The sequence below is a fragment of the Cellulomonas sp. IC4_254 genome (assembly GCF_011603975.1).
GTDB lineage: Bacteria > Actinomycetota > Actinomycetes > Actinomycetales > Cellulomonadaceae > Cellulomonas.
Window position 1 is genome coordinate 36142 of record NZ_JAANNB010000002.1, and the last position, 20676, is coordinate 56817.

18 protein-coding genes are annotated in these 20676 nt (G+C 76.8%); 12 read left to right on the forward strand and 6 right to left on the reverse strand.

Annotation, left to right across the window (positions count from 1 at the left end):
- Window positions 1–40 precede the first annotated feature (40 nt).
- On the forward strand, window positions 41–1189 hold the full coding sequence (rffA, locus tag G6556_RS00470) for a dTDP-4-amino-4,6-dideoxygalactose transaminase (RefSeq protein WP_166937613.1): 1149 nt from the start codon (window positions 41–43) through the stop codon (window positions 1187–1189).
- 3 nt (window positions 1190–1192) lie between these two features.
- Complete coding sequence (locus G6556_RS20080; protein ID WP_166937614.1) at window positions 1193–1981, forward strand: GNAT family N-acetyltransferase; 789 nt, start codon at window positions 1193–1195, stop codon at window positions 1979–1981.
- 12 nt (window positions 1982–1993) lie between these two features.
- Here G6556_RS20080 and G6556_RS00480 read toward each other — a convergent pair whose 3' ends face one another.
- Window positions 1994–3022, reverse strand: coding sequence for a hypothetical protein (locus tag G6556_RS00480; RefSeq protein ID WP_166937615.1), 1029 nt, complete (start codon window positions 3020–3022; stop codon window positions 1994–1996).
- A 106-nt stretch (window positions 3023–3128) separates the two neighbouring features.
- On the opposite strand from G6556_RS00480, the gene G6556_RS00485 reads away from it, so the two are divergent.
- The 4 genes from G6556_RS00485 to G6556_RS19270 all read left to right on the forward strand — a co-directional run bounded on the left by G6556_RS00485 (window position 3129) and on the right by G6556_RS19270 (window position 8096).
- Window positions 3129–3809 (forward strand): glycosyltransferase family 2 protein, encoded by a 681-nt coding sequence (locus G6556_RS00485; protein ID WP_346774634.1) that lies wholly within the window; start codon window positions 3129–3131, stop codon window positions 3807–3809.
- 5 nt (window positions 3810–3814) lie between these two features.
- A complete protein-coding gene (locus G6556_RS00490) occupies window positions 3815–4198 on the forward strand; it encodes a DUF2304 domain-containing protein (protein WP_166937616.1) in 384 nt (127 codons plus the stop codon).
- Window positions 4182–5882: a DUF2142 domain-containing protein gene (locus G6556_RS00495; RefSeq protein WP_166937617.1), complete on the forward strand. Its 1701-nt coding sequence runs from the start codon at window positions 4182–4184 to the stop codon at window positions 5880–5882. The genes G6556_RS00490 and G6556_RS00495 overlap by 17 nt, the downstream gene beginning before the upstream one ends.
- Window positions 5883–5993: 111 nt before the next feature.
- Entirely contained in the window at window positions 5994–8096 is a 2103-nt protein-coding gene (locus G6556_RS19270) for a DUF2142 domain-containing protein (protein WP_166937618.1), read from the forward strand.
- A 58-nt stretch (window positions 8097–8154) separates the two neighbouring features.
- Here the strand turns inward: G6556_RS19270 and rfbA are convergent, their stop codons facing one another.
- The gene (gene rfbA / locus G6556_RS00505; RefSeq protein WP_166937619.1) at window positions 8155–9027 is read right to left on the reverse strand and encodes a glucose-1-phosphate thymidylyltransferase RfbA; all 873 of its coding nucleotides are present in this window, start codon (window positions 9025–9027) and stop codon (window positions 8155–8157) included.
- A gap of 126 nt (window positions 9028–9153) precedes the next feature.
- Here rfbA and manA point away from each other — a divergent pair, with 126 nt between their 5' ends.
- Window positions 9154–10356 carry a mannose-6-phosphate isomerase, class I gene (gene manA / locus G6556_RS00510; RefSeq protein ID WP_166937620.1) on the forward strand — a complete coding sequence of 401 codons (1203 nt, stop codon included), beginning with the start codon at window positions 9154–9156 and terminating at the stop codon, window positions 10354–10356.
- A gap of 28 nt (window positions 10357–10384) precedes the next feature.
- On the opposite strand, the gene G6556_RS00515 is transcribed toward manA, so the two are convergent.
- The gene (locus G6556_RS00515) at window positions 10385–11335 is read right to left on the reverse strand and encodes a GDP-mannose 4,6-dehydratase (protein WP_166937621.1); all 951 of its coding nucleotides are present in this window, start codon (window positions 11333–11335) and stop codon (window positions 10385–10387) included.
- Entirely contained in the window at window positions 11332–12315 is a 984-nt protein-coding gene (locus tag G6556_RS00520) for a GDP-mannose 4,6-dehydratase (protein WP_166937622.1), read from the reverse strand. The genes G6556_RS00515 and G6556_RS00520 overlap by 4 nt, the downstream gene beginning before the upstream one ends.
- Window positions 12316–12426: 111 nt before the next feature.
- Here G6556_RS00520 and G6556_RS00525 point away from each other — a divergent pair, with 111 nt between their 5' ends.
- The gene (locus G6556_RS00525; RefSeq protein WP_166937623.1) at window positions 12427–13377 is read left to right on the forward strand and encodes a glycosyltransferase family 2 protein; all 951 of its coding nucleotides are present in this window, start codon (window positions 12427–12429) and stop codon (window positions 13375–13377) included.
- On the opposite strand, the gene G6556_RS00530 is transcribed toward G6556_RS00525, so the two are convergent.
- A complete protein-coding gene (locus G6556_RS00530; RefSeq protein ID WP_166937624.1) occupies window positions 13340–14251 on the reverse strand; it encodes a lysylphosphatidylglycerol synthase domain-containing protein in 912 nt (303 codons plus the stop codon). The genes G6556_RS00525 and G6556_RS00530 overlap by 38 nt on opposite strands.
- 92 nt (window positions 14252–14343) lie before the next feature.
- Between G6556_RS00530 and G6556_RS00535 the strand changes: the two genes are divergently transcribed.
- Together G6556_RS00535 and G6556_RS00540 are read left to right on the forward strand one after the other, a co-directional pair.
- The gene (locus tag G6556_RS00535; RefSeq protein ID WP_166937625.1) at window positions 14344–15132 is read left to right on the forward strand and encodes a class I SAM-dependent methyltransferase; all 789 of its coding nucleotides are present in this window, start codon (window positions 14344–14346) and stop codon (window positions 15130–15132) included.
- Window positions 15129–17288 carry a hypothetical protein gene (locus G6556_RS00540; protein WP_166937626.1) on the forward strand — a complete coding sequence of 720 codons (2160 nt, stop codon included), beginning with the start codon at window positions 15129–15131 and terminating at the stop codon, window positions 17286–17288. The genes G6556_RS00535 and G6556_RS00540 overlap by 4 nt, the downstream gene beginning before the upstream one ends.
- A gap of 7 nt (window positions 17289–17295) precedes the next feature.
- Here G6556_RS00540 and G6556_RS00545 read toward each other — a convergent pair whose 3' ends face one another.
- Window positions 17296–18054 (reverse strand): TIGR03089 family protein, encoded by a 759-nt coding sequence (locus tag G6556_RS00545; RefSeq protein ID WP_346774635.1) that lies wholly within the window; start codon window positions 18052–18054, stop codon window positions 17296–17298.
- Window positions 18055–18236: 182 nt separating this feature from the next.
- Here G6556_RS00545 and G6556_RS00550 point away from each other — a divergent pair, with 182 nt between their 5' ends.
- Both G6556_RS00550 and G6556_RS00555 read left to right on the forward strand, forming a co-directional pair.
- Window positions 18237–18566: a WhiB family transcriptional regulator gene (locus tag G6556_RS00550; protein ID WP_277344637.1), complete on the forward strand. Its 330-nt coding sequence runs from the start codon at window positions 18237–18239 to the stop codon at window positions 18564–18566.
- A 26-nt stretch (window positions 18567–18592) separates the two neighbouring features.
- Window positions 18593–20676, forward strand: a 2084-nt coding sequence (locus G6556_RS00555; protein WP_166937627.1) for a glycosyltransferase, incomplete at its 3' end; no start/stop codon positions are given.

Below are 20676 nucleotides of genomic sequence, written 5' to 3' on the forward strand. Positions count from 1 at the left end.
TACGGGAGCACCCGCCCCCGGGGGCCTATCCTCGTCAACCATGACCGACGCCTGGATCCCGTTCTCCAAGCCGTTCCGCGCCCCCGGCGAGCTGGAGTACCTGGACGCGGTGCTCGAGAGCGGCCACACCCACGGCGACGGCCCGTTCACGTCGCGGGCCGCCCGCGGGATCGAGGCGATCACCGGGTCGCCGCACGCCCTGCTCACCGGCTCGGGCACGCACGCCCTGGAGCTGGCGAGCTGGCTGCTCGACCTCGGGCCCGGGGACGAGGTGGTCGTGCCGAGCTTCACGTTCTCCACGACGGCCGCGTCGATCATCATGACCGGTGCCACCCCCGTGTTCGTCGACATCGACCCCCGCACGGGGAGCCTCGACGTCGACGCGTTCGCGGCGGCGGTCACCGAGCGCACCCGGGCCGTCTCGGTCGTGCACTACGGCGGCGTCGCGCCGGACATGGACCGGGTGCTCGCGATCGCGCAGGCCGCCGGGATCGCCGTGGTGGAGGACAACGCCCACGGCCTGGGGGCGCGCTGGGCCGGCCGGGAGTGCGGGACGTTCGGCGTCCTCGCGGCGCAGAGCTTCCACGCCACGAAGAACATCCAGTGCGGCGAGGGCGGCGCGCTGCTGATCAACGACCTCGCGCTGCGCCCGCGCGCCGAGGTGCTGCGCGAGAAGGGCACCGACCGGTCCCGGTTTTTGCGCGGCGAGGTCGACAAGTACTCCTGGATCGACCGCGGCTCCAGCTACCTGCCGAGCGAGCTGACGGCGGCGGTGCTCACGGCGCAGCTCGAGGCGTTCGACGACGTCCAGAAGCGCCGGCACGCCATCTGGGACGCCTACGCGGACGGGCTCGCGGACTGGGCGGAGGCCTCCGGGGTCACGCTCATGTCGCCGCCGGCGGAGGCCGAGCACCCGGCGCACGTGTTCTGGCTGCTGGCGCCGAGCACGGGCTCGCGCGACGCGATGCTGGACCACCTGCGCGCGGCCGGCGTCGGCGCCACGTTCCACTACATCCCGCTGCACTCCTCCGTCGCCGGCCGGCGGTTCGGCCGCACGCCCGCGCCGTGCCCGCAGACCGACGACTTCGCCGGACGCCTGGTGCGGCTGCCGCTGTGGGCCGGGATGCCGGAGTCGTCGGTCGAGCGGGTCCGCGACGCCGTCGTGGCGTTCCGCCCCGAGGCGGCCTGACCCGTGGCCTGGGACACCCTCGCCGCACCCGGTGTGGTCTGCGCGCCGTCCCCGGCGGACACCGCGCGGTTCGGCGTCGAGGTGCACCGGCTGACCGTCGGGCCGGGCGCTCTGCGGGGGAGCGAGCTGGTCGACCTGGTCGAGTCCTCGACCGCGGACGTGCTCGTCACCCGGTACGACGTCGCGCGGCAGGAGGTCCCGGCGCTGCTGGCGTCGACCTCGCGCGCGGTGCTGCCCGCCGGTGCCCTCACCTACTGGGAGAAGCCCGTGGCCGGCGACGCCGCCCCCGCGCGGACGGTGGTCGTCCCCTCGGGCGACCTCGACCCCGCGGCCGCCGAGGCGGCGGTGCGGTCGGTCGTGCGGGACTCGTTCACCGCGTACGGCAACCACTACACCGCGGACCCGCTGCTCGACCGGGACGCGGCCCTCGCGGGGTACGAGGAGTGGGCCGCTGGCTCGGTGCGCCGCGGCCCCGACGACGTGCTCGTGCAGCTGCTGGACGGCGAGCCGGTCGGGGTCGCCACCCTGGAGCGCGCCGACGACCACGTCGAGGTGCTGCTCGCGGGGCTCGTGCCGTCCGCGCAGGGCCGGGGGCTGTACGGCGACCTGCTCGCCGCGGTCGAGGCCCGGGCCGCCGCGGTCGGGGCCGGGCGCCTGGTGATCTCCACGCAGGTGCAGAACGTCCGCGTGCAGCGCGCGTGGGCCCGCCGCGGCCTGCGCCCGTTCGCGGCGGTCGAGACGGTGCACCTCGTGCGCCGGGAGGCGCTGGCCGCGGCGGTCGCGCGCGGCTGACCGCCCCGCGTCCTAGGCCGGGACCGGCACCGCGAGCGGCTCGCCGGGCGTCGCCGGGGCGGACCCGAGCGGGCGCGGCAGGTACTCCGTCGCGGCGGCGAACCACTGCCCGAACGACAGCGACGGCGCGTCCCCGGCGGGGGCGCCGGCCGCGGGCCCGGTCGCCCGCCGGCCGAGCTGGGTGGCCGCGCGGTGCGCGGGCGCCCGCAGCCAGTGGTCCAGCCAGGGACCCGCGTGCCGGCGCTCCCAGCCGAGCACCCGGCGCAGCTCCGCCGGGGGCAGCAGGTCGTCGGCGCCGGTCTCCGCGCGCGCTGCCGCGGTCCGCTCGGCCAGGGCCGTGCCGGCGTCGTAGAACTCGGGCCAGCGCTCCGCGAGCGTCCCGGCGTCGTCGGCGCGCTCGCCGGCCAGCCGCATCGCGTCGCCGGACACCGTCGCGTCGATGCCGACGGCGGCGGCGTACACGACGGGCGTGGAGAGCCGGTTGGACACCACGCGCGCCGCGCCGGTGAGCAGCGTGTGCAGCCGGCCGAGGAACGCGGGGTCCGTGCGGGTGCCGAGCGTCACCAGCCGGTGGCCCGCGTCCGCGTAGGCCCGCACCACCGCGGGGTCGCGCGCCTCGACGTGGTAGAGGCACACGGTCGCCGGCCCCTCGGTGTCCGCCCACGCCCGCGCCACCGCGGCGTGGTCGCCGAGCAGCGGCTGGGTGGCGATGCCGTGCACGGGCAGGATCACCGTGCCGGTCCCGGCCGGCCGGGGCCCGGCGACGGCGCACAGGTAGTGCCACGGCGCGCCGAGCGCGACGCTGCGCCGGTCGGCGACCGCGGGGTCCCAGGCCCGCGACCGGTGCGACCACACGTACAGCGCGCGGTCCCGCGGCCCCGACGGGGTGCCGATCGCGGGGAAGTCGCGGAAGTGCGTGCCCAGCGGCGACGCCGCCGTCCAGCCGTGCTGCAGCAGGCCGGGCAGGTGCCGGGGGCGGTCGAGCCCGGCGTACCGGGCGAGGGCGCTGCTGTGGCCGTAGTAGTGATTCTGGGACTCCACGGCCCCGAGCCTACGAGGCGCGCGGGGAGCGGGTGGCACGCGTGGGGGTGGTCCGGGTCACGGGTACCCTGGGGCATCCGCTTCGTCCGAGGGAAGAGTTCGTACCGTGGCCCACCAGGCCCTGCACGACGACACGTGCGTGGTCGTCCCCCTGTACAACGAGGCCACCGTCGTCGGCGACGTGGTCCGTGACCTGCGCACGTCGTTCCCGGTCGTCGTCGCCGTCGACGACGGCAGCACCGACGGCTCCGCCGCGGTCGCCCGGGCGGCCGGGGCCGTCGTCGTCGAGCACCCGATCAACCTGGGGCAGGGCGCGGCGCTGCAGACCGGCATCGAGACGGCCCTGCGGCTGGGCGCCGAGTACGTGGTCACGTTCGACTCCGACGGCCAGCACCAGCGCGTCGACGCCGAGGCCATGGTGGCGCGGCTGCGGTCCGGGGAGGCCGACGTCGTGTTCGGCTCCCGGTTCCTCGACGCCCGCACCCGCCCGGGGCTCGTGAAGCGCGCCGTGCTGCGGGCCGCGATCGTCTACTCGAACGCCACGACGGGCGTGCACCTGACCGACACGCACAACGGCCTGCGGGCGCTGAACCGCCGCGCCGCGTCGACGCTGCGGATCCGGCAGAACCGGATGGCGCACGCCTCGGAGATCATCGAGCAGGTGGGCCGAGCGCGGCTGCGCTGGGTGGAGCACCCGGTGCACATCCTGTACACCGACTACTCGCGCTCCAAGGGCCAGTCGGTGTTCAACGCCGTCAACATCCTGACCGAGATGATCTACAGGTAACCCGCGTGCTCATCAAGCTCCTGCTCCTGGTCGCGATCGCGGCCGTGTTCGTCCTCGGCCTGCGCGCGCCCTCGGGCGCCCGGCACCTGGCGCTGCGCCGGGTGACCGTGGTCGTGGCGGCCCTGGTCGCGACGCTGTCCGTGGTGTTCCCGGACGCGTGGAACGCGATCGCCGAGTTCGTGGGGGTGGGCCGGGGGACCGACCTGCTGCTCTACGGGCTGATCGTGGCGTTCCTGCTGTACATGGTGACGACCTACCGCCGGTTCCGGGACATGGAGCAGCAGATCACGCTGCTCGCCCGGCGGATCGCCGTCGACGAGGCCGTGCCGCGCCCGGCGGTGCCGCCGGTCCCGGCGGAGGAGGACGTGACCGGTGACGACCAGCGCTGACGACCGGGCGACGACGCCCGCGCCGACGACGCCCGTGCCGGAGGGCCGCCGGCGACGCCTCGCGGCCGGCCCGGCGGGCGCCCGGTCGCCGCGCGCGGTGTTCTGGCTCTCCTGGGCCGTGCTCACGGCGCTGGCGGGCGTGTGGGCGCTCGCCAGCCCGATGGCCGCGTCGCCGGACGAGCCGGCGCACATCGTGCGCGCCGCGGCGCTCGTGCGCGGCGCCCCGCTCGAGGAGGCCCAGACGGGCGTGTGGCGGGCGGAGCTGCCGCGCATCTACTACCTGACGGGGGAGATGCCCGGCTGCTACGCGTTCCGCTCCACCGAGCCCGCCTCCTGCTGGCCCGCCGACTGGGGCGACGTCACGGCGACCCAGGGCGCGACGACGTCCGCCGGGAACTACAACCCGCTGTACTACGCGGTCGTCGGCCTGCCCACGGTGCTGGAGCCGAGCCTGGGCACGCTGTACCTCATGCGCCTGATGAGCGCGCTGCTCGGCGGGTTCTGCCTCGCGCTCGGCCTCCGCTCGGTGGCGGAGGTGGCCCGCCGGCGCTGGGTCGTCCCCGCGGTCGCCGTCGCGACCACGCCGATGGTCGTGTTCATGAACAGCACCGTGAACCCGAACTCCGTCGAGGCCGCCGCCGGGATCGCGCTGTGGCTCACGCTCGTCCTCGCGCTGCGCGAGCCCGACCCCGCGCTGACCTCGCGCCGGTGGTGGCGTGCGGGCCTGCTCGTCGTGCTGCTGGTCAACGCCAAGGCGTTCTCCCCGCTGTTCCTCGCGATCATCGTGCTCGCCGCCGCGGTGCTCGCGGGCTGGGGCCGGGTGCGCGCCGCGCTGGCCGACCGGCGCACCTGGCCCGGTCTCGGGCTGGGCGTCCTCGGCTCGGTCGCCGCGGTGCTGTGGATCCTGCGCGCGGGGGCCGTCTCCGGCGCCGGGATCATCGCCTACCCGGACATGACGCTCCGCAAGGCGCTGAACGACGTGCTGCGGCTGACGTCCTCGTACGTCGAGCAGCAGTTCGGCCGGTTCGGGTGGCACGACACCCCGGCGCCCGGCAGCGTCTACCTGCTGCTCGCGGCCGCGCTCGGCCTGCTCGTGCTGCTCGCGCTCGCCGCCGCGCGGCTGCGCGAGTCCCTCGTGCTCGCGACCGTCGCGCTGCTGGTGATCGCCATGCCCGTCGTGCTGCAGGTGCCGAACGCCACCCAGGTCGGGCTGCCGTGGCAGGGCCGGTACCTCCTGGCCGTCTCGGTGGGGGTGCCGCTGATCGCGGGCATGCTGCTCGACTCCCGGGCGCCGGTCGCCGCCGCGGTCGCGCGCCGGGTGACCTGGCTGCTGCTCGCGCTCGTCGGCGTGGTGCAGCTGCTGTCGTTCGCGGAGAACCTGCGCCGCTACGTCGCCGGCACCTCGGCGCCCTGGTTCGAGCCCGTCCCCGACCCGTGGCAGCCGCCGCTGCCGGCGGCGCTGCTCGTCGTGGGCGCCGTCCTGGCGATCGCCGCGTGGACGGTGCTGCTCGGCTGGCTCGCCCGGGAGCAGGTGCCGGCCGAGCCCGTCGGCACCGCGCCCGCCGAGCCCGTGGGAGCGGTGCCCGCGGAGCCCGCGGCCCCGGCCGGGCCCGCCGCACGCGGCGCCGCCGACGCCGTGCCGGACGCGCCGCGCGCCGCGACCGCGCCGACCCGGCCCGCCTGACGACGCCGGTCCGGCGCACCCGTCCTCCGCGCCGCCTCCCCGGGGCGCGCACACCGGTGTGGCACGATGTCTGGCCGTGCGTGCTGTCGGGCGCGCGCGGGAGGAGGCAAGGTGGCGGCGACCGCTGACGACGGCGCGGTGCGCACCGCGGACCCCCGCGAGGACGACCGGCCGGCGCCGTCGCGGCGCCGCCGGTGGCTCGCGCCGGCCCTGTGCGCGGCGATCGCGCTGCTCGGCGTCGTGCTGGCGCTGTCCGCCCGGGTCGGCCCGGTGCAGGGCGACGCGACGCAGGGCTTCACGCTGACCGAGGGCGACGGCTCGCTCGCCCCGGACGCCCCGGTGAGCTTCGAGCTCACCGCCACCGAGGACGACCTCAGCGCGGTCGGCATGGTGCTCGGCACCTGGACGGACTCGGCGGACTGCACGCTGACCGCGACCATCGCCCGCGACGGCGACGAGCTCGCGTCCCAGGACACCGAGTGCTCCGACCTGGCGGACACGGTGCTCACCCCGGTCGTGGAGTTCGACCCGGTCCCGGACTCGGCGGACGAGGAGTTCACCGTCACGCTGAGCGTCTCGGACGACTCGCCGCTGCCGCCCGCGATCTGGGAGACCCTCGACGGGAACCCCGCCGCGGTCGCGCTGTACGGCGAGCCGGACCGGCCGATGCTGTCCGCGGTCGGCCTCGTCCTGGACCGCGTCGCCGCCTACGCGCCCGTCTGGGGCTCGCCGGGCTGGGTCGTGACCCTCGCGGCGCTGGTGCTCGCGTGCGTGGCGCTGCTGGCGCTGCGACCCCGCTGGGGCCTGGTCACGGTGATCGTCCTCGTGGTGGCCCGCGGCCTGCTGTGGACCGTGCTGATCCCGCCGCTGCAGGGCATGGACGAGCCCGCGCACTTCGCGAACGTGCAGTTCATCGCGGAGGAGGGCCGGCTGCCGAACTGGAACACCGAGGAGCGCTCGCAGGCCTACTCGGACTCGCTCGGCGCGGCCGCGCAGGAGATGCGCGTCTCGCGGTTCCAGCCGACCGACCGCCCGGACTACGACGAGGAGTCGGTCGAGCGGCTGCGGCGCGAGGACGCCGCCGCGGGCACCGAGTCCGACGGTACCGGCCCCGCCGCCTCCTACCCGCCCCCGTACTACGCGGTCGGCGCGGGCTTCTACCACCTGGCCCCGGACGACACGGTCGCGCAGGTGTACGCCGTCCGGCTGTGGTCCGCGCTGCTCGGCGTGGGGGCGATCGTCTTCGCCTGGCTGTTCGCGGGCGAGGTGCTGCCCGGCCGCCGCACGGCCCGCGCGGGCGTGGTGACGGCGATCGCGCTGCAGCCGATGCTCGCGCACCAGTTCGCGCTCGTGAACAACGACGGCTGGGTGATCGCGGCCGGGTTCGCCGCGCTGTGGATCGGCGCCCGGCTGGTGCGGACGGCCCGCGGGCCGTGGTGGATGCTCGCCGCGGGCGCCGTCGCCGGTGCGGCGGCGCTCGGCAAGCCGTTCGCGGCGCTGACCGTCATCCCGATCGCGCTGGGCTGGCTGCTCGGCAAGGTCCGGTACCGGGTGCGCGACTGGCGGGTGCTGCTCGGCGAGCCGCTGCTCGCCGCGGTCGGTGTGGCGCTGACGTACGGCGTGTGGCTGGTGGCGGCCCGGGTGCTGGGCATCGACACCGGCCTCGGTTTCCCGGAGGGCGCCCAGGACGGCCCGCGCGGGCCGATCGCGTACTTCCGCTCCCAGGTCAGCCCGGACTTCGCGGAGTTCCGCCAGCTGTGGGTGGACCAGCTGTGGGGCAACTTCGGCTGGGTGAACACGCCGCTGCCGTTCGGCGCGCAGCAGGTGATCTGGGCGACCTACCTGGTGCTCGCGCTGGCGACCGTCGTCTGGCTGGTGCTGCTGGTCCGCGAGCACCGGAGCGGGGCGGTCGACGAGGCGGTGCGGGGGATCGACCAGATGATCGCGCTGTGCGTGCTCTCCGGGCTCGGCGTGCTGCTCGGCATGTACGGCGTGGAGTACGGGTTCTTCCAGTCCACCGGGCTGACGAACCTGCTGCAGGGCCGCTACCTGCTGATGGTGGTCCCGGCGCTGCTCGCGCTGCCGCCGCTGCTGGCGGAGCGCCTGAGCCGCCGGCGGCCCGCGGCGGCGGTCGCGGCCTGGACGGTGGCGGTGGGCGTGCTCGCGCTGCACGTGACGAGCGTCCTGGTCATCGCGCAGAAGTACTACCTCTGACACGCGGACGGCCCCGGTCGCGGCTCCCTCGCCGCGGCCGGGGCCGTCGTCGTGCGGCTCAGCGGTCGCCGGACTCCAGCAGGCCCAGCAGGTAGCTGCCGTAGCCGGACTTCACCAGGCCCTCGGCGCGGGTGCGCAGCTCGTCGTCGGACAGGAAGCCGCGGCGCCAGGCCACCTCCTCCGGCGAGCCGATCTTCAGGCCCTGCCGGCTCTCGATGGTCCGGACGTAGTCCGAGGCCTCGAGCAGCGAGTCGAAGGTGCCGGTGTCGAGCCAGGCGGTGCCGCGCGGCAGCACCTCGACCTGCAGCCGGCCCTGCTCCAGGTAGTGCCGGTTCACGTCCGTGATCTCGTACTCCCCGCGCGCGGACGGCTTCAGGTCGCGGGCGATCTCGATCACGTCGTTGTCGTAGAAGTAGAGGCCGGGGACGGCGTAGGACGACTTCGGCTGCGCCGGCTTCTCCTCCAGGGACAGCGCGCGGCCGTCGGCGTCGAACTCGACCACGCCGTAGGCGGTGGGGTCGGCGACCCGGTAGGCGAACACGGCGGCGCCGTCGATCTCCTCGAACCGGGTGAGCTGGGAGCCGAGGCCGGGCCCGTAGAAGATGTTGTCGCCGAGGACCAGCGCCGCCGAGTCGCCGCCGACGAAGTCCGCGCCGAGCACGAACGCCTGCGCCAGCCCGTTCGGCTCCGCCTGGACGGTGTAGCTGATCGAGATGCCGAACTGGGAGCCGTCGCCGAGGAGGCGCTGGAACTGCTCGGCGTCGTGCGGCGTGGTGATGACCAGGACGTCCTTGATCCCCGCCAGCATCAGCGTCGAGAGCGGGTAGTAGATCATCGGCTTGTCGTAGACCGGGACGAGCTGCTTGCTCACGCCGAGGGTGATCGGGTGCAGTCGGGTGCCGGATCCACCGGCCAGGATGATGCCTCGCATGGTCATACAGTGTGGCGCATCCGCGGCCCGCCCGGATGGAGGAACGGCGGTCGGCCGTCCGGGTGAGGCGCTGGCCGCCCTGTCCGGTTTGTGCCAATCTGTCCGAAATCGAGACGAGGGAGCGTGATGTTCCGGATCCGCAGTGCCGCGCAGAGCTACGCGTGGGGGTCGCCGACGGCGATCCCGGAGCTGCTCGGCGTGCCCGCCACCGGCGACCCGGTCGCCGAGGCGTGGTTCGGGTCCCACCACGCCGGGCCGTCGCTCGTGGACGGTGCCGACGACGCCCCCGCGCGCACGCTCAGCGAGGCCATCGCCGGTGACCCGCGCCGCGCCCTCGGCGAGGACGTCGTGGCCCGGTTCGGCGCGCGCCTGCCCTACCTGCTCAAGGTCATCGCCGCCGACACCCCGCTGTCGCTGCAGGTGCACCCGAACCTCACCGCCGCCGCCGAGGGCTTCGACCGCGAGGACGCCGCGGGCATCCCGGTGGACGCGCCGCACCGCAACTACCGCGACCGGAACCACAAGCCGGAGCTGGTGTACGCGCTGACCCGGTTCGAGGCCGTCTGCGGCTTCCGGGCCCCGCGCCGCGCCGCGGAGCTGCTCGTCGGGCTGGACGCCCCGCTCGCCAAGGAGCTGCACGACCTGCTGTTCGCGCAGCGGGACGCCAGCGGCATCGAGGCGGCGTTCACGCAGCTGCTCGACCCGGCCACCCGGCCCGGCCCGGACGAGGTGCAGCAGGTCGTCGACGCCTGCGCCCGCCGGCTGGCCGACGGCTCGCCGTCCCCGCGCGCGGACCGGACGGTCGTCCGGCTCGCCGAGGCGTACCCGGGGGACCCCGGGGTCGTCACGTCGCTGCTGCTCAACCCGGTGACCCTGCACCCGGGGGAGGCGCTGTTCGTCCCCGCGGGCGGCGTGCACGCCTACCTGCGCGGCGTCGGGGTCGAGATCATGGCGTCCTCGGACAACGTGCTGCGCGCGGGGCTGACGCCCAAGCACGTCGACGTCGCAGAGCTGCTCCGCAACGTCGACTACGTCGCGGCGCCCCCGATCCGGATCGCCCCCGAGCGGTTCCACGGCGCGACCCGGGTGTACTACGCGCCGGTCGACGACTTCGAGCTGTCGATCACGAGCGTCGAGGACGCGGGCGCCCACCCGCTGCCCGGCCGCGGCCCCCGGGTGCTGCTGTGCCTGGAGGGCGAGGCGACGGTGCGCGCGGCCTCCGGGGCGTCGGTGGCGCTGCGCCGCGGCGACGCGGCGTTCGTCCCGGCGTCGGACGGGACGCTCGAGGTCGAGGGGTGCGCGCGGCTGGTCCAGGCGGACGTGCCCTGACCGGTTTCGCCGTCCGGCGGCCCGGCGGTCAGGCGCGCGCGAGCGCCAGGTCGTGGTCGACCATCGCCCCGACGAGGGCGTCGAAGTCGTGCGTGCGCCGCCAGCCGAGCTCCCGCTCGGCCCGACCGGGGTCGCCGACCAGCAGCGGCGCGTCGCCCGGGCGCAGGAACGCCGGGTCGACCTCGACGTGGCGGCGCCAGTCCGGGACGCCGGCGCGGGCGAACGCCGCGCGCACGAAGTCCTCGACGGAGTGCGCCTGCCCGGTCGCGACCACCCAGTCACCCGGGGCGTCGTGCCGCGCGGCGCGCACCATCGCGTCCACGTAGTCCGGCGCCCAGCCCCAGTCACGGCGCGCGGCGAGGTTGCCGAGCACCAGGCGGTCCTCGAGGCCCAGCGCGATCCGCGCCGCGCCCCGCGTGATCTTCCGGGTCACGAACTGCTCCGGACGACGCGGCGACTCGTGGTTGAACAGCACGCAGGACGCGACGTGCAGCCCGCGCTCGCGGTAGACGCCCGCGAGGTGGTGCGCGAAGGCCTTGGCCGCGCCGTACGGGTTCCGCGGCGCGACCGGCGTGGTCTCGTCCTGCGGCACGCGCTCGGGGTGCCCGAAGATCTCCCCGGACGACGCCTGGACCACGCGCACCGGCCGGCCGGTGCGGTCCTGGACGGCGAGCGCGGCGTCCAGCAGGGCCAGCGGCGCCAGCCCGGACAGCTCGGCGGTGGCCTCGGGCTCGGCCCAGGACCGGGCGACCGAGCTGATCCCGCCGAGGTTGTACAGCTCGTCCGGGGCCAGGCGCGCCACGAGGGCGTGCAGGCCGGGCCGGTCGCCGAGGTCGACGGCGTGCGGGGTCCAGCCGACGGCGGCGACGTCGTCGCCCGGCCGGACGAGCCCGTGCACCTCGGCGCCCTCGGCGAGCAGCCGCTCGACCAGGTAGGAGCCGTCCTGCCCGGTGGCGCCGGTGACGAGGGCGACCGTCACGCGGCGAGCCTGCGCTGCTCGGCCAGGTCGTGCTCGACCATCATCGCCACGAGCCCGCGGAAGTCGACCTTCGGCTCCCAGCCGAGGCGCTCGCGGGCCTTCGAGGCGTCGCCCACCAGCAGGTCGACCTCGGCCGGGCGCACGAACTGCGGGTCGGTGCGCACCAGGTGGGACCAGTCGTCGACGCCGACGTGCCCGAAGGCGGCGTCGAGCAGCTCGCGGATCGAGTGGGTGGCGCCGGTGGCGACCACGTAGTCGTCCGCCTCGTCCTGCTGCAGCATCCGCCACATGGCGTCGACGTAGTCGCCGGCGAAGCCCCAGTCCCGGCGCGCCTCGAGGTTGCCGAGCACCAGCTCGTCCTGCAGGCCGAGCGAGATCCGGGCGACGGCCTGGGACACCTTGCGGGTGACGAACTCGGGCCCGCGGCGCGGCGACTCGTGGTTGAACAGGATCCCCGAGGACGCGTGCATCCCGTAGGACTCGCGGTAGTTGATCGTCATGTAGTGGCCGAACACCTTGGCGACGCCGTACGGCGAGCGGGGCCACAGCAGCGTGGTCTCGCGCTGCGGGACCTCCTGCACCTTGCCGAACATCTCGGAGGAGGAGGCCTGGTAGAACCGCACGCGGCCCGGGTCGTCGCCGGCGTGCAGGCGCACGGCCTCGAGCATGTTGAGCACGCCCGCGCCGGTGACGTCGGTCGTGATCCGCGCGTTCTGCCACGAGTACGCGACGTAGGAGATCGCGCCGAGGTTGTAGACCTCGTCCGGCTGCGAGGTCGCGAGGGCCGCCATCAGGCTCGGCATGTCGGTGAGGTCGCCGGTGAGCACGTGCACGTCCGGCACGGCCTCGCGCACCAGGGCGATCTTGGGGTTGTTCTGCCCCCGGACCAGCCCGTAGACCTCGTACCCCTTGGCGAGCAGCAGCTCGGCGAGGTAGAGGCCGTCCTGGCCGGTGATGCCCGTGATCAGTGCGCGTGCCATGTGGTCTCCGGTTCGTCGTGGCGCTCGGGCGACGACCGCTCGGGCGGCCTACCCGGTGGCTAGGCTACCGACGACCCCGGAGCGGAAGGCGTGGGCGGGCGTGAGCGCAGCATGAAGGTCGTCGTGCAGGTCCCCTGCCTCGACGAGGAGCAGACCCTGGCGACCGTGCTGGGCTCGATCCCGGACCGGATCGAGGGCGTCGACGAGATCGCCGTCGTCGTGGTCGACGACGGGTCGTCCGACCGCACCGCGGAGGTGGCCCGCGCGCACGGCGCCACGGTGGTGCGGCACACCCGCACCATGGGGCTGGCGCGGTCGTTCCGGGACGGCGTCGACTGGGCGCTGGCGCACGGCGCCGACGTCGTGGTGAACACCGACGGGGACAACCAGTACCCGCAGGACCGGATCGGGGACCTGGTTCGGCCGATCCTGGACGGCGTCGCCGACGTCGTGATCGCCGACCGGCAGACCGCGACGATCGCCGAGTTCTCGCCGTTCAAGAAGCGGATGCAGCGGCTGGGCAGCGCGGTGGTGAACGGCGCGGCCGACACCCGGCTGCCCGACGCCGCCAGCGGGTTCCGCGCGTACTCCCGGTCCGCCCTCCTGCGGCTGAACGTGGTCACCGAGTTCTCCTACGCGATGGAGACGATCATCCAGGCCGGCCACAAGCGGCTGCGGATCGTCAGCATCCCCGTGGTGACCAACCCGCGGACCCGCCCGTCGCGGCTGTTCCGGAACGTGTTCCACCACATGGCCCGGTCCGCGTCGGCGATCGTGCGCTCGTACCTGATGTTCAAGCCGTACGTGGTGTTCGCGACGCTCGCGGCGGTGTTCGGGGTGCTCGCGCTGGTGCCGATGGTGCGGTTCCTCGTGCTGTGGCTGGCGAACGGCGAGGCCGGCAACGTCCAGTCGCTGATCTTCGGCGCCATCATGGCGGTGGCGTGCCTGCTGTCGGTGGCGCTGGGGGTGCTCTCGGACCTGCTGCGGACCAACCGCGTGCTGCTGGAGGAGCAGCTGGAGCGGATCAAGCGCCTGCAGTACGACGGCCGGCCCGGCGCCTGAGCGCACCCGCGGTGCCGGCGGCGACGCCCGCGGCCGCCGCGTCCAGCACGGCCATGAGCACCCGGCTGACCAGCGCCACGAGCAGGGCGTCCGGGCGGTCGAGCAGCGGGCCGAGCGCGACCACCAGCGCGGCCTCGCGCGCCCCGGCACCCGCCGGGGCGACGACGACCAGCAGCCCGACCACCCACGCGAGCGCGAACGCGCCCGTGGTGAGCAGCGCGTCGGCGGCGGTCACCGGGCGCAGCGCCGCCACCAGCGCGGTGGCATGCAGGCCGAACGCCACCCACATCGCCAGCGCCGCGCCGGCGGAGCGGGCCACCTGGCCGCCGTGCACCTCGACCGCGTCGCCGGGGCGGCGCAGCACGCGCAGGCCCAGGGCGAGCAGCCGGTCGAGCACCGGCGGGGCGAGCGCCGTCGCGCCGAGCGCCACGAGGGGGAGCAGCCACCACCAGCGGGTCACCGCACCGGGCGACCCCGCCAGCAGCCCCACGACCGCGACCGCCCCGCCGACGACGAGCAGCACCGCCAGCGCGCCGAGCGCGACCACGGTGCCGCGGGTGCGGGACACGCCGTGCGCGCCGCCGAACCGGGCCTGGCCCACCACGGTCCACACGCCGCCGGGCACGTACTTGCCGAGCTGCGCGCGGAAGTACACGTCGGCGCTGTCCGCGAACGACGGCACCGGCCCGGCCGAGGCGAGCAGCGCCCGCCAGGACACCAGCTGGGCCACCAGCCCGAGCGCCGCCCAGCCCGCCGCGGCGAGCACGTCGCCCGCGTCGAGCCGGTGCCACGCGGACCGCAGGGCCCCGGCCTGCGAGGCGAGCGCCCAGCCGAGCCCGGCCAGCGCCACGACCAGGAACGCGGCGTCCAGCACCCGACGTCGTACCCGGCCCCGCACCCCGCGAGCGTAGCCGTCCGGCCCGGCGGCTACGCTCGGGCCTCGCACCCCGACAGGAAGGCCCCGCCGTGCCCGCACCGTCCTCGCTGGCCCGCTCCGCGTACGTGGGGCTCTGGCGGTCCGGCCGGCGCGCCGCCGAGGCGTCCGGGGTGCTCGCCGCGCTCGACCGGCGCGCCGCGGACCGGCCCGGGGGCGCGGCGGCGCACGCGCGGTCGCTGTTCGCGATCCACGACGCCGCCGACCTGGTGCGGCTCGACGTGCCGTGGTGGACGTACGGCGCCGCCGCGCGGGTCGCCGCGCACCTCGACGCGCTCGGCGGCCGGGCGCGGGTGTTCGAGTACGGCTCGGGGGCGTCGTCGGTCTGGCTCGCCCGGCGGGCCGCGCGGGTGACCAGCGTCGAGCACCACCCCGGGTTCGCCGCGCTGGTGCGGGACCTCGCGCGCGACGCGGGCGTCGCCGACCGGCTGGAGCTGCTCGAGGTCGCGCCCGAGCGGTCGACGGCGCCGGTGGTGCCGTCCGGGCGGCGCGGGGAGGCCGGGCTGGACTACGGCCGGTACGTCCGGGCGATCGACGCCGTCGACGGCGACCTGGACCTGGTGGTCGTGGACGGGCGGGCGCGCGGGGCGTGCCTGGCGGCGGCGGCGCGGCGGCTCGCACCGGGCGGCCTCGTGCTGCTCGACGACAGCCAGCGGCCGCGGTACGCACCGGCGGTCGCCGCGTCGGGGCTGGTCGTGCGGCGGTACCGGGGGTGGGTGCCGTCGCTGCCCTACCCGCGGGAGACCGCCGTGCTGGCGCTGCCGGGCCGCGCCGGGGGCGCCGCGGTCGAGCCGGGCGCCGTGGGCGAGCCGGGCGCGTGACCCCGGCCGGAGCGCCGCCCCGGCCGTCCCCGTCGTCCGGGCGGGCGGCGGACCTGCTCGCCCGCGGCCTGCTCGCCGTGCCGGACCGCGCGCCGGTGCTGCTCGGCTGCCTCGGCCTCGCGGCGCTGCTCGCGGTCCTGGCCGGGGCGTTCCGGCCGGTCGTGGTCCTGCCGCTCGCCGCCGCGCTCGCCGCGGTGACGTGGCGCTGGGTGCCCCGGGCACCGCGGCCGACCCGGGCGCACCTCGGCGCGGTCGCGGGCGTCCTGGTGCTCGGGACCGGGTGGCTGCTGGTGAACCTCCGGTACGTCGCCGAGTACGTGGTGGTGAACCGCGACCCCGGGTTCCTCACGCTCAAGGCGCTGTGGCTCGCCGGGCACCCGTCCGCGCCGGTGCCGGTGGGCGGCGCGGCGGCGGTCGACGCCGCCGTGGCCCGAGCCGCCGCCGGCACCGAGGCGTGGTGGCTGCAGGACGGGCACCTGTACGCCCAGGGGAACTCGATGCTGCCCGCGCTGCTGGCGGTGCAGGGCTGGGCCGGCGGCGAGCGCGCGGTGCTCGCGGGCAACCTCGTGATCGGGCTGGTGGCGCTGCTCGCCGTGTTCGCGGTCGGGCGGTCGTTCGTCGGCCCGCTGTGGGCGCTGGTGCCCACCGCCGCGCTCGCGCTGAGCCTGCCGATGCTCACCTTCACCCGCGCCGCCTACACCGAGCCGCTCACCGTCGCGCTGCTCGGCGCGGGGCTGGTCGTCGCGCACGGCGCGTGGCGCGGCAGGTCGGCCGGGCGCGTGGGACCCCACCTCCTCGCGGGCGCGCTGGTCGGCGCGGTCGGCGCGGCGCGCATCGACGGCGCGGTGGCCGTCGTCGGGCTGGCGCTCGGGTACCTGCTGGTCGGGGCCTCGCCGCTCGGCCGGCAGGACCGGCGGGCCGCGGTGCGGGCGGCGCTCGCCGCGATCGGGGCCGGGGCTGCCATGGTCACGCTCGGGATGCTGGACGTGCTGCGGCTGAGCCCTCAGTACGTCCGGGAGCACGACTCCCAGCTCACCTCGCTGCTCGCGGCGACCGCCGTGCTCCTGGCGGCGGCCGTCGTGGTGCTGCTGCTGCCCGGCGGCTGGCTCGGGTGGCTGCGCCGCCGGCTGCACCGGAACGGGTCCGTGCTCGGCTGGTGCGCGGCGGGCGCCGCGCTGCTGCTCGGCGTCGTGCTGGCCTCCCGGCCGCTGTGGTGGGAGGGCCGGTTCACCGACCCGGCGTCCGGCTACGGCTACGCGGTCCAGGTGCTGCAGGCCGCGGCGGGGGAGCCGCTGGACGCCGCCCGGTCCTACGACGAGCGGACCCTCGCCTGGGTCGGCTGGTACCTGGGCGTCCCGGCCGTCGTGCTCGGCTTCGCCGGGCTGGCGGTGCTCGCGCGCCGCGCGGTGGCCCGGCGGGACCCGGCGACGACGCTGCTGGTCGCGGTGCTCGGCGTGGCGGCGGTGTTCCCGCTGGTCCGGATCAGCATCACCCCGGACCAGATCTGGGCGGTGCGCCGTCTGCTCCCTGCGACGCTGCCCGGGTTGCTGCTCACGGCCACGGCGGCGCTCGCGGCGCTGGCGGGCCGGTGGCCTCGGGTGGAGCGTCCTGCCCGGCACGCGCCGGCGAGTCGGGCAGGACGCTCCACCCCGTCCCACGCGGGTGCGTGGGGCGTCGCCCGGCGGGTCGCCGCGGGGGTGCTCGCGCTCGCGGTCGTCGCGTTCCCGCTCAGCACCTGGCGGCCGGGCGCCGCGGTCGTCGAGCTGTCCGGCCGGGCGACGCAGGCGCACGCCGTGTGCGACGAGCTGGCCGACCTCGGCGTCGACCGCGTGGTGTGGACGCACTCCAGCCCGTTCCGGTACCTCGCGACGCTGCGGGTCCTGTGCGACGTCGAGGTGGTGGAGTTCGTGACCCCGCCGAGCACGGCCGACCTCGCCGCCGTGCGCGCGGCGTGGGGCGGCGGGCCGGTCGCGGCGCTCAGCTTCGACCCGGGCAGCTACGCGTGGACCGTGCCGCCCGCGGCGTCCGTCGGCGGCACCGGGTCGACCACGCTGGGCCGCACGCTGACCGGGGTCCCGCGGACCGTCGACACCACGTGGAGCGAGGTGTGGGTCGGCCTGGTGCAGGAGGACGGCACCGTCGCGCCGGCGGGCTGAGAGCGCGTCAGAGGCGGGCGGTGACCCGCTCGGACGTCGCGATCCGCTCCGCCCGGTCGGGCGCGTCGCCCGGCTCCGGGCGCAGCAGCACGACCGACCCGCCGCCGGCCAGCACGCCGAGCGTGGTCAGCAGCACCGAGGCCGTCGCGGCGCGCTCGTCGGCCACCGGCAGCAGCGCGCGCGACCCCGCGTCCACGGGCGCCGCCCCCGCCGCCGCGGCGACCAGGCCGGCGTGCGGGACGGGCGTCGCGCCGACCTCCAGGGCGGGCTCCGCCGGCTCGACGGCCGGGGCCCAGCCGACGACGTCGCCGTAGGTCATCACGGACTGCGCGGCGTCGAGCGCGCCCGCGGGAAGGTCGCCGTCGAACCGCCGGGCCAGCGCCGGCAGCGCCACGGCGACGACGCCGGCGCCGCGGGGGAGGCCGAGGTCGGCGGGGCGGTCCGAGACCACCACGTCCGCCGTGCCCGCGGCGGCGTGCGCGTCGGTCGCGACGGTCGCGCCGACCCGCCAGGCCGCCAGCGCCCAGACCACGGACCGCCAGTGCGGCGGCAGGTCGAGCAGGACGCGGGTCCCCGGTCCGGCGTCGAGCTCCTCGACGAGGAGGTTGGTGGTCTTGCTCACCCAGTTGTCGAGCACCGCGCCGGACAGCTCGATCCGCTCGCCCGCGGGGCCGTACCAGGTCAGCCGGGGGCGACCCGGCTCGCTGAGCAGCGCGGACAGGACGTCGGCGACGGAGGCGGCAGGGCGGGGCGTCGAGGAGGGCACGGGAGCAGCCTAGGGGCCCGTGTTGACGCGGATCCGGACATATCGCCCGGTCAGGCCTCCAGTACCAGTCTTCCGCTTGACTACGCGGAACGACACGCGTGTAATTCCCTGGAACGGGTGGCACGCGGGGGACTGCGGACGACCGGTGGACCATCGACACGAGCACGACGGGGGAGGCACACATGTGGAGTCTGCTCGACGACGAGGGACCCTTCCCGTCCGAGGCGCGCACGACCCAGCCCGAGGCGGTCGCGCCCGTGCTGCCGCTCTTCGGCACGCCCGAGGACGACGGCATCATGGGGTGGCAGGAGCGGGCGCTGTGCGCCCAGACGGACCCCGAGGCGTTCTTCCCCGAGAAGGGCGGCTCGACCCGCGAGGCCAAGAAGGTCTGCACCGGCTGCGAGGTCCGGGCGGAGTGCCTCGAGTACGCGCTCGCCAACGACGAGCGGTTCGGCATCTGGGGCGGGCTGTCCGAGCGTGAGCGCCGCAAGCTCAAGCGGCGTGTGGTCTGATCGCGCCCGCCGGGGCGCCTGACGTCGTGACCGCCAGCACGCTGCACCCCGGCGCGCCCGCCACCGGGTCCCTGCCCGCCGCGGCACCCGTGACGGCGGTGGTCGTCGCCCGCGGCGTCACCCCCTTCGTCGCGACGACCCTGCGCGCGCTCGCCGCCCAGCCCCGCGCCCCCGCCCGGGTGCTGCTGGTCGACGCCGGCGACCGCCCCGACCCCGGCCTCGCCGGCGTGCTGCGCGAGGCGGGGCTGCCCGCCGGCAGCACGACGCTGCTGACGGCCCCCGGGGCCCGCACGTTCGGCGACGCGGTGCGCCGCGCCGTCGCCGCCGAGGAGGACCTGCCCGGCGGGGGCTCCCGGTGGCTGTGGCTGCTGCACGACGACGCCGCCCCGGACCCGGCCGCGCTGGCCGAGCTGGTGCGCGCTGTGCAGGCCGCGCCCTCCGTCGGCGTCGCCGGCGTGAAGCAGCGCACCTGGACCGCGCCCGCCCGGCTGCTCGAGGTCGGCGTCCGCACCTCGCGGTCCGGTCGGCGCATGACCGACATGGAGCCCGGCGAGGTCGACCAGGGCCAGCACGACGGGCGCGAGGACGTGCTCGGCGTCGGGCTGGTCGGCGCGCTGGTGCGCCGGGACGTCTGGGCCGAGCTGCGGGGGACCGACCCGGCGCTCGGCCCGTTCGGCGACGGCCTCGACCTGTCCCGGCGCGCGCGCCTGGCCGGGCACCGCGTGCTCGTGGTGCCGTCGGCGGTCGTCCGGCACGCCCAGGCGGCGTACCACGGCCTGCGCGACCCCGGCACGGACCCCGCCTCGATCGTCGACCTCGACGCGGACGGCGAGCCCGACGGCGCCGACCCGCGCCGGTCGTTCGCCGCCCGCCGCGCCGCGCTGCTGCACCAGCGCCTGGTCTGGGCCCCGCTGCCGATCGTCCCGCTCGTGGCCGTCATGGCCGTGCTCGCCGGTCTGGTCCGCGTCCTGGTCCGGATCGCGACCAAGGAGCCGGGCCTCGCCGCCGCCGAGCTCGCCGCGCCCCTGCGCGCCCTCGGCCGCCCCGCCGCCGTCGTCCGGGCCCGCGCGCAGGCCCGCCGCACCCGCGCGGTGCCGCGCCGCACGCTGCGGCCGCTGCAGGCCGACGGGCGCACCGTGTGGCGGCAGTGGCGCGACCGCCGGCTGACCCGCGCCGAGGCCCGCCGGGTCGTCCGCGCGCCCAGCGAGCTGGAGCTGCGCGAGCTCGCGGCGCTGGCGCTGCGGCGCCGCGCCGGGCTCGCGGTGGTCGCCGTCGCCCTGGTCGTCGTGACCGCGGCCGCGTTCGGGCCGCTCGTGCTCGGGACGCTGTCCGGGCAGTCGCTGGTGGGCGGCGCGCTGCTCGCGGCGTCGTCCGGCCTCGGCGACGTCTGGGCCGCGGCCACCAGCGGCTGGGTGTCCGGGGGCCTCGGCTCGCCCGGGCCGGCCGACGCGCTCGTCACCGCGCTGCTGCCCGGCACCGTCGTCGCCGGCGGCAGCCTCGGCGTCGCGCTCGCCGTGCTGGTGCTCGGCTCGGTGCTGCTGTCCGGGCTCGGCGCCTGGTTCGCCGCCGGCGCCGCCACCCGGTCCGTCGGCGTGCGGGTCTGGGCTGCCGTCGTCTGGGCCGCGCTGCCGAGCCTGCTGCTCGCCGCGGGCCAGGGCCGGGCGGGGGCGGTGCTGGTGCACGCGGCGCTGCCGTGGCTGGCGCTCGCGCTGACGCGTGCCGTCGGCGCGCAGCAGGTCGACGTCGTGCTCTCCGGCCTCGCGACCGCCGCGCGCGCCGAGGACGGCGGCGGCGTGCCCGGGCGGGACCCGGGCGCCGAGGAGTGGCCCGACCCCGAGGCCTGGGCGCGCGCGGGCGAGCCGGCCCGCCGGCGGGGCCGCCGGGCCGCTGCCCGCGCGGCGGCCGACCCCGACGCCGCCGTGCCCGACGAGGACGCGGCGACGGACGCCACCGCGCCGGCGGACGACGCGGCGGCGGACGACACCGACGAGCGCGCCGACGAGCGCGCGGGCACCGCCGGCGACCGGGACGAGGCCAGCAGCGTGACGCCGGTGCGCGGCACCCGCGCGGTGCCGGCCGGCACCGGGGCGACGGACGCCGTGACCGCGCG

Coding starts and splice junctions, on each gene's coding strand:
- rfbA (WP_166937619.1), bottom strand. CDS start 9,027: ATGCGAGGCATCATCCTGGCCGGTGGATCCGGCACCCGACTGCACCCG.
- G6556_RS00525 (WP_166937623.1), top strand. CDS start 12,427: ATGAAGGTCGTCGTGCAGGTCCCCTGCCTCGACGAGGAGCAGACCCTG.
- G6556_RS00550 (WP_277344637.1), top strand. CDS start 18,237: ATGTGGAGTCTGCTCGACGACGAGGGACCCTTCCCGTCCGAGGCGCGC.
- G6556_RS00520 (WP_166937622.1), bottom strand. CDS start 12,315: ATGGCACGCGCACTGATCACGGGCATCACCGGCCAGGACGGCCTCTAC.
- manA (WP_166937620.1), top strand. CDS start 9,154: ATGTTCCGGATCCGCAGTGCCGCGCAGAGCTACGCGTGGGGGTCGCCG.
- rffA (WP_166937613.1), top strand. CDS start 41: ATGACCGACGCCTGGATCCCGTTCTCCAAGCCGTTCCGCGCCCCCGGC.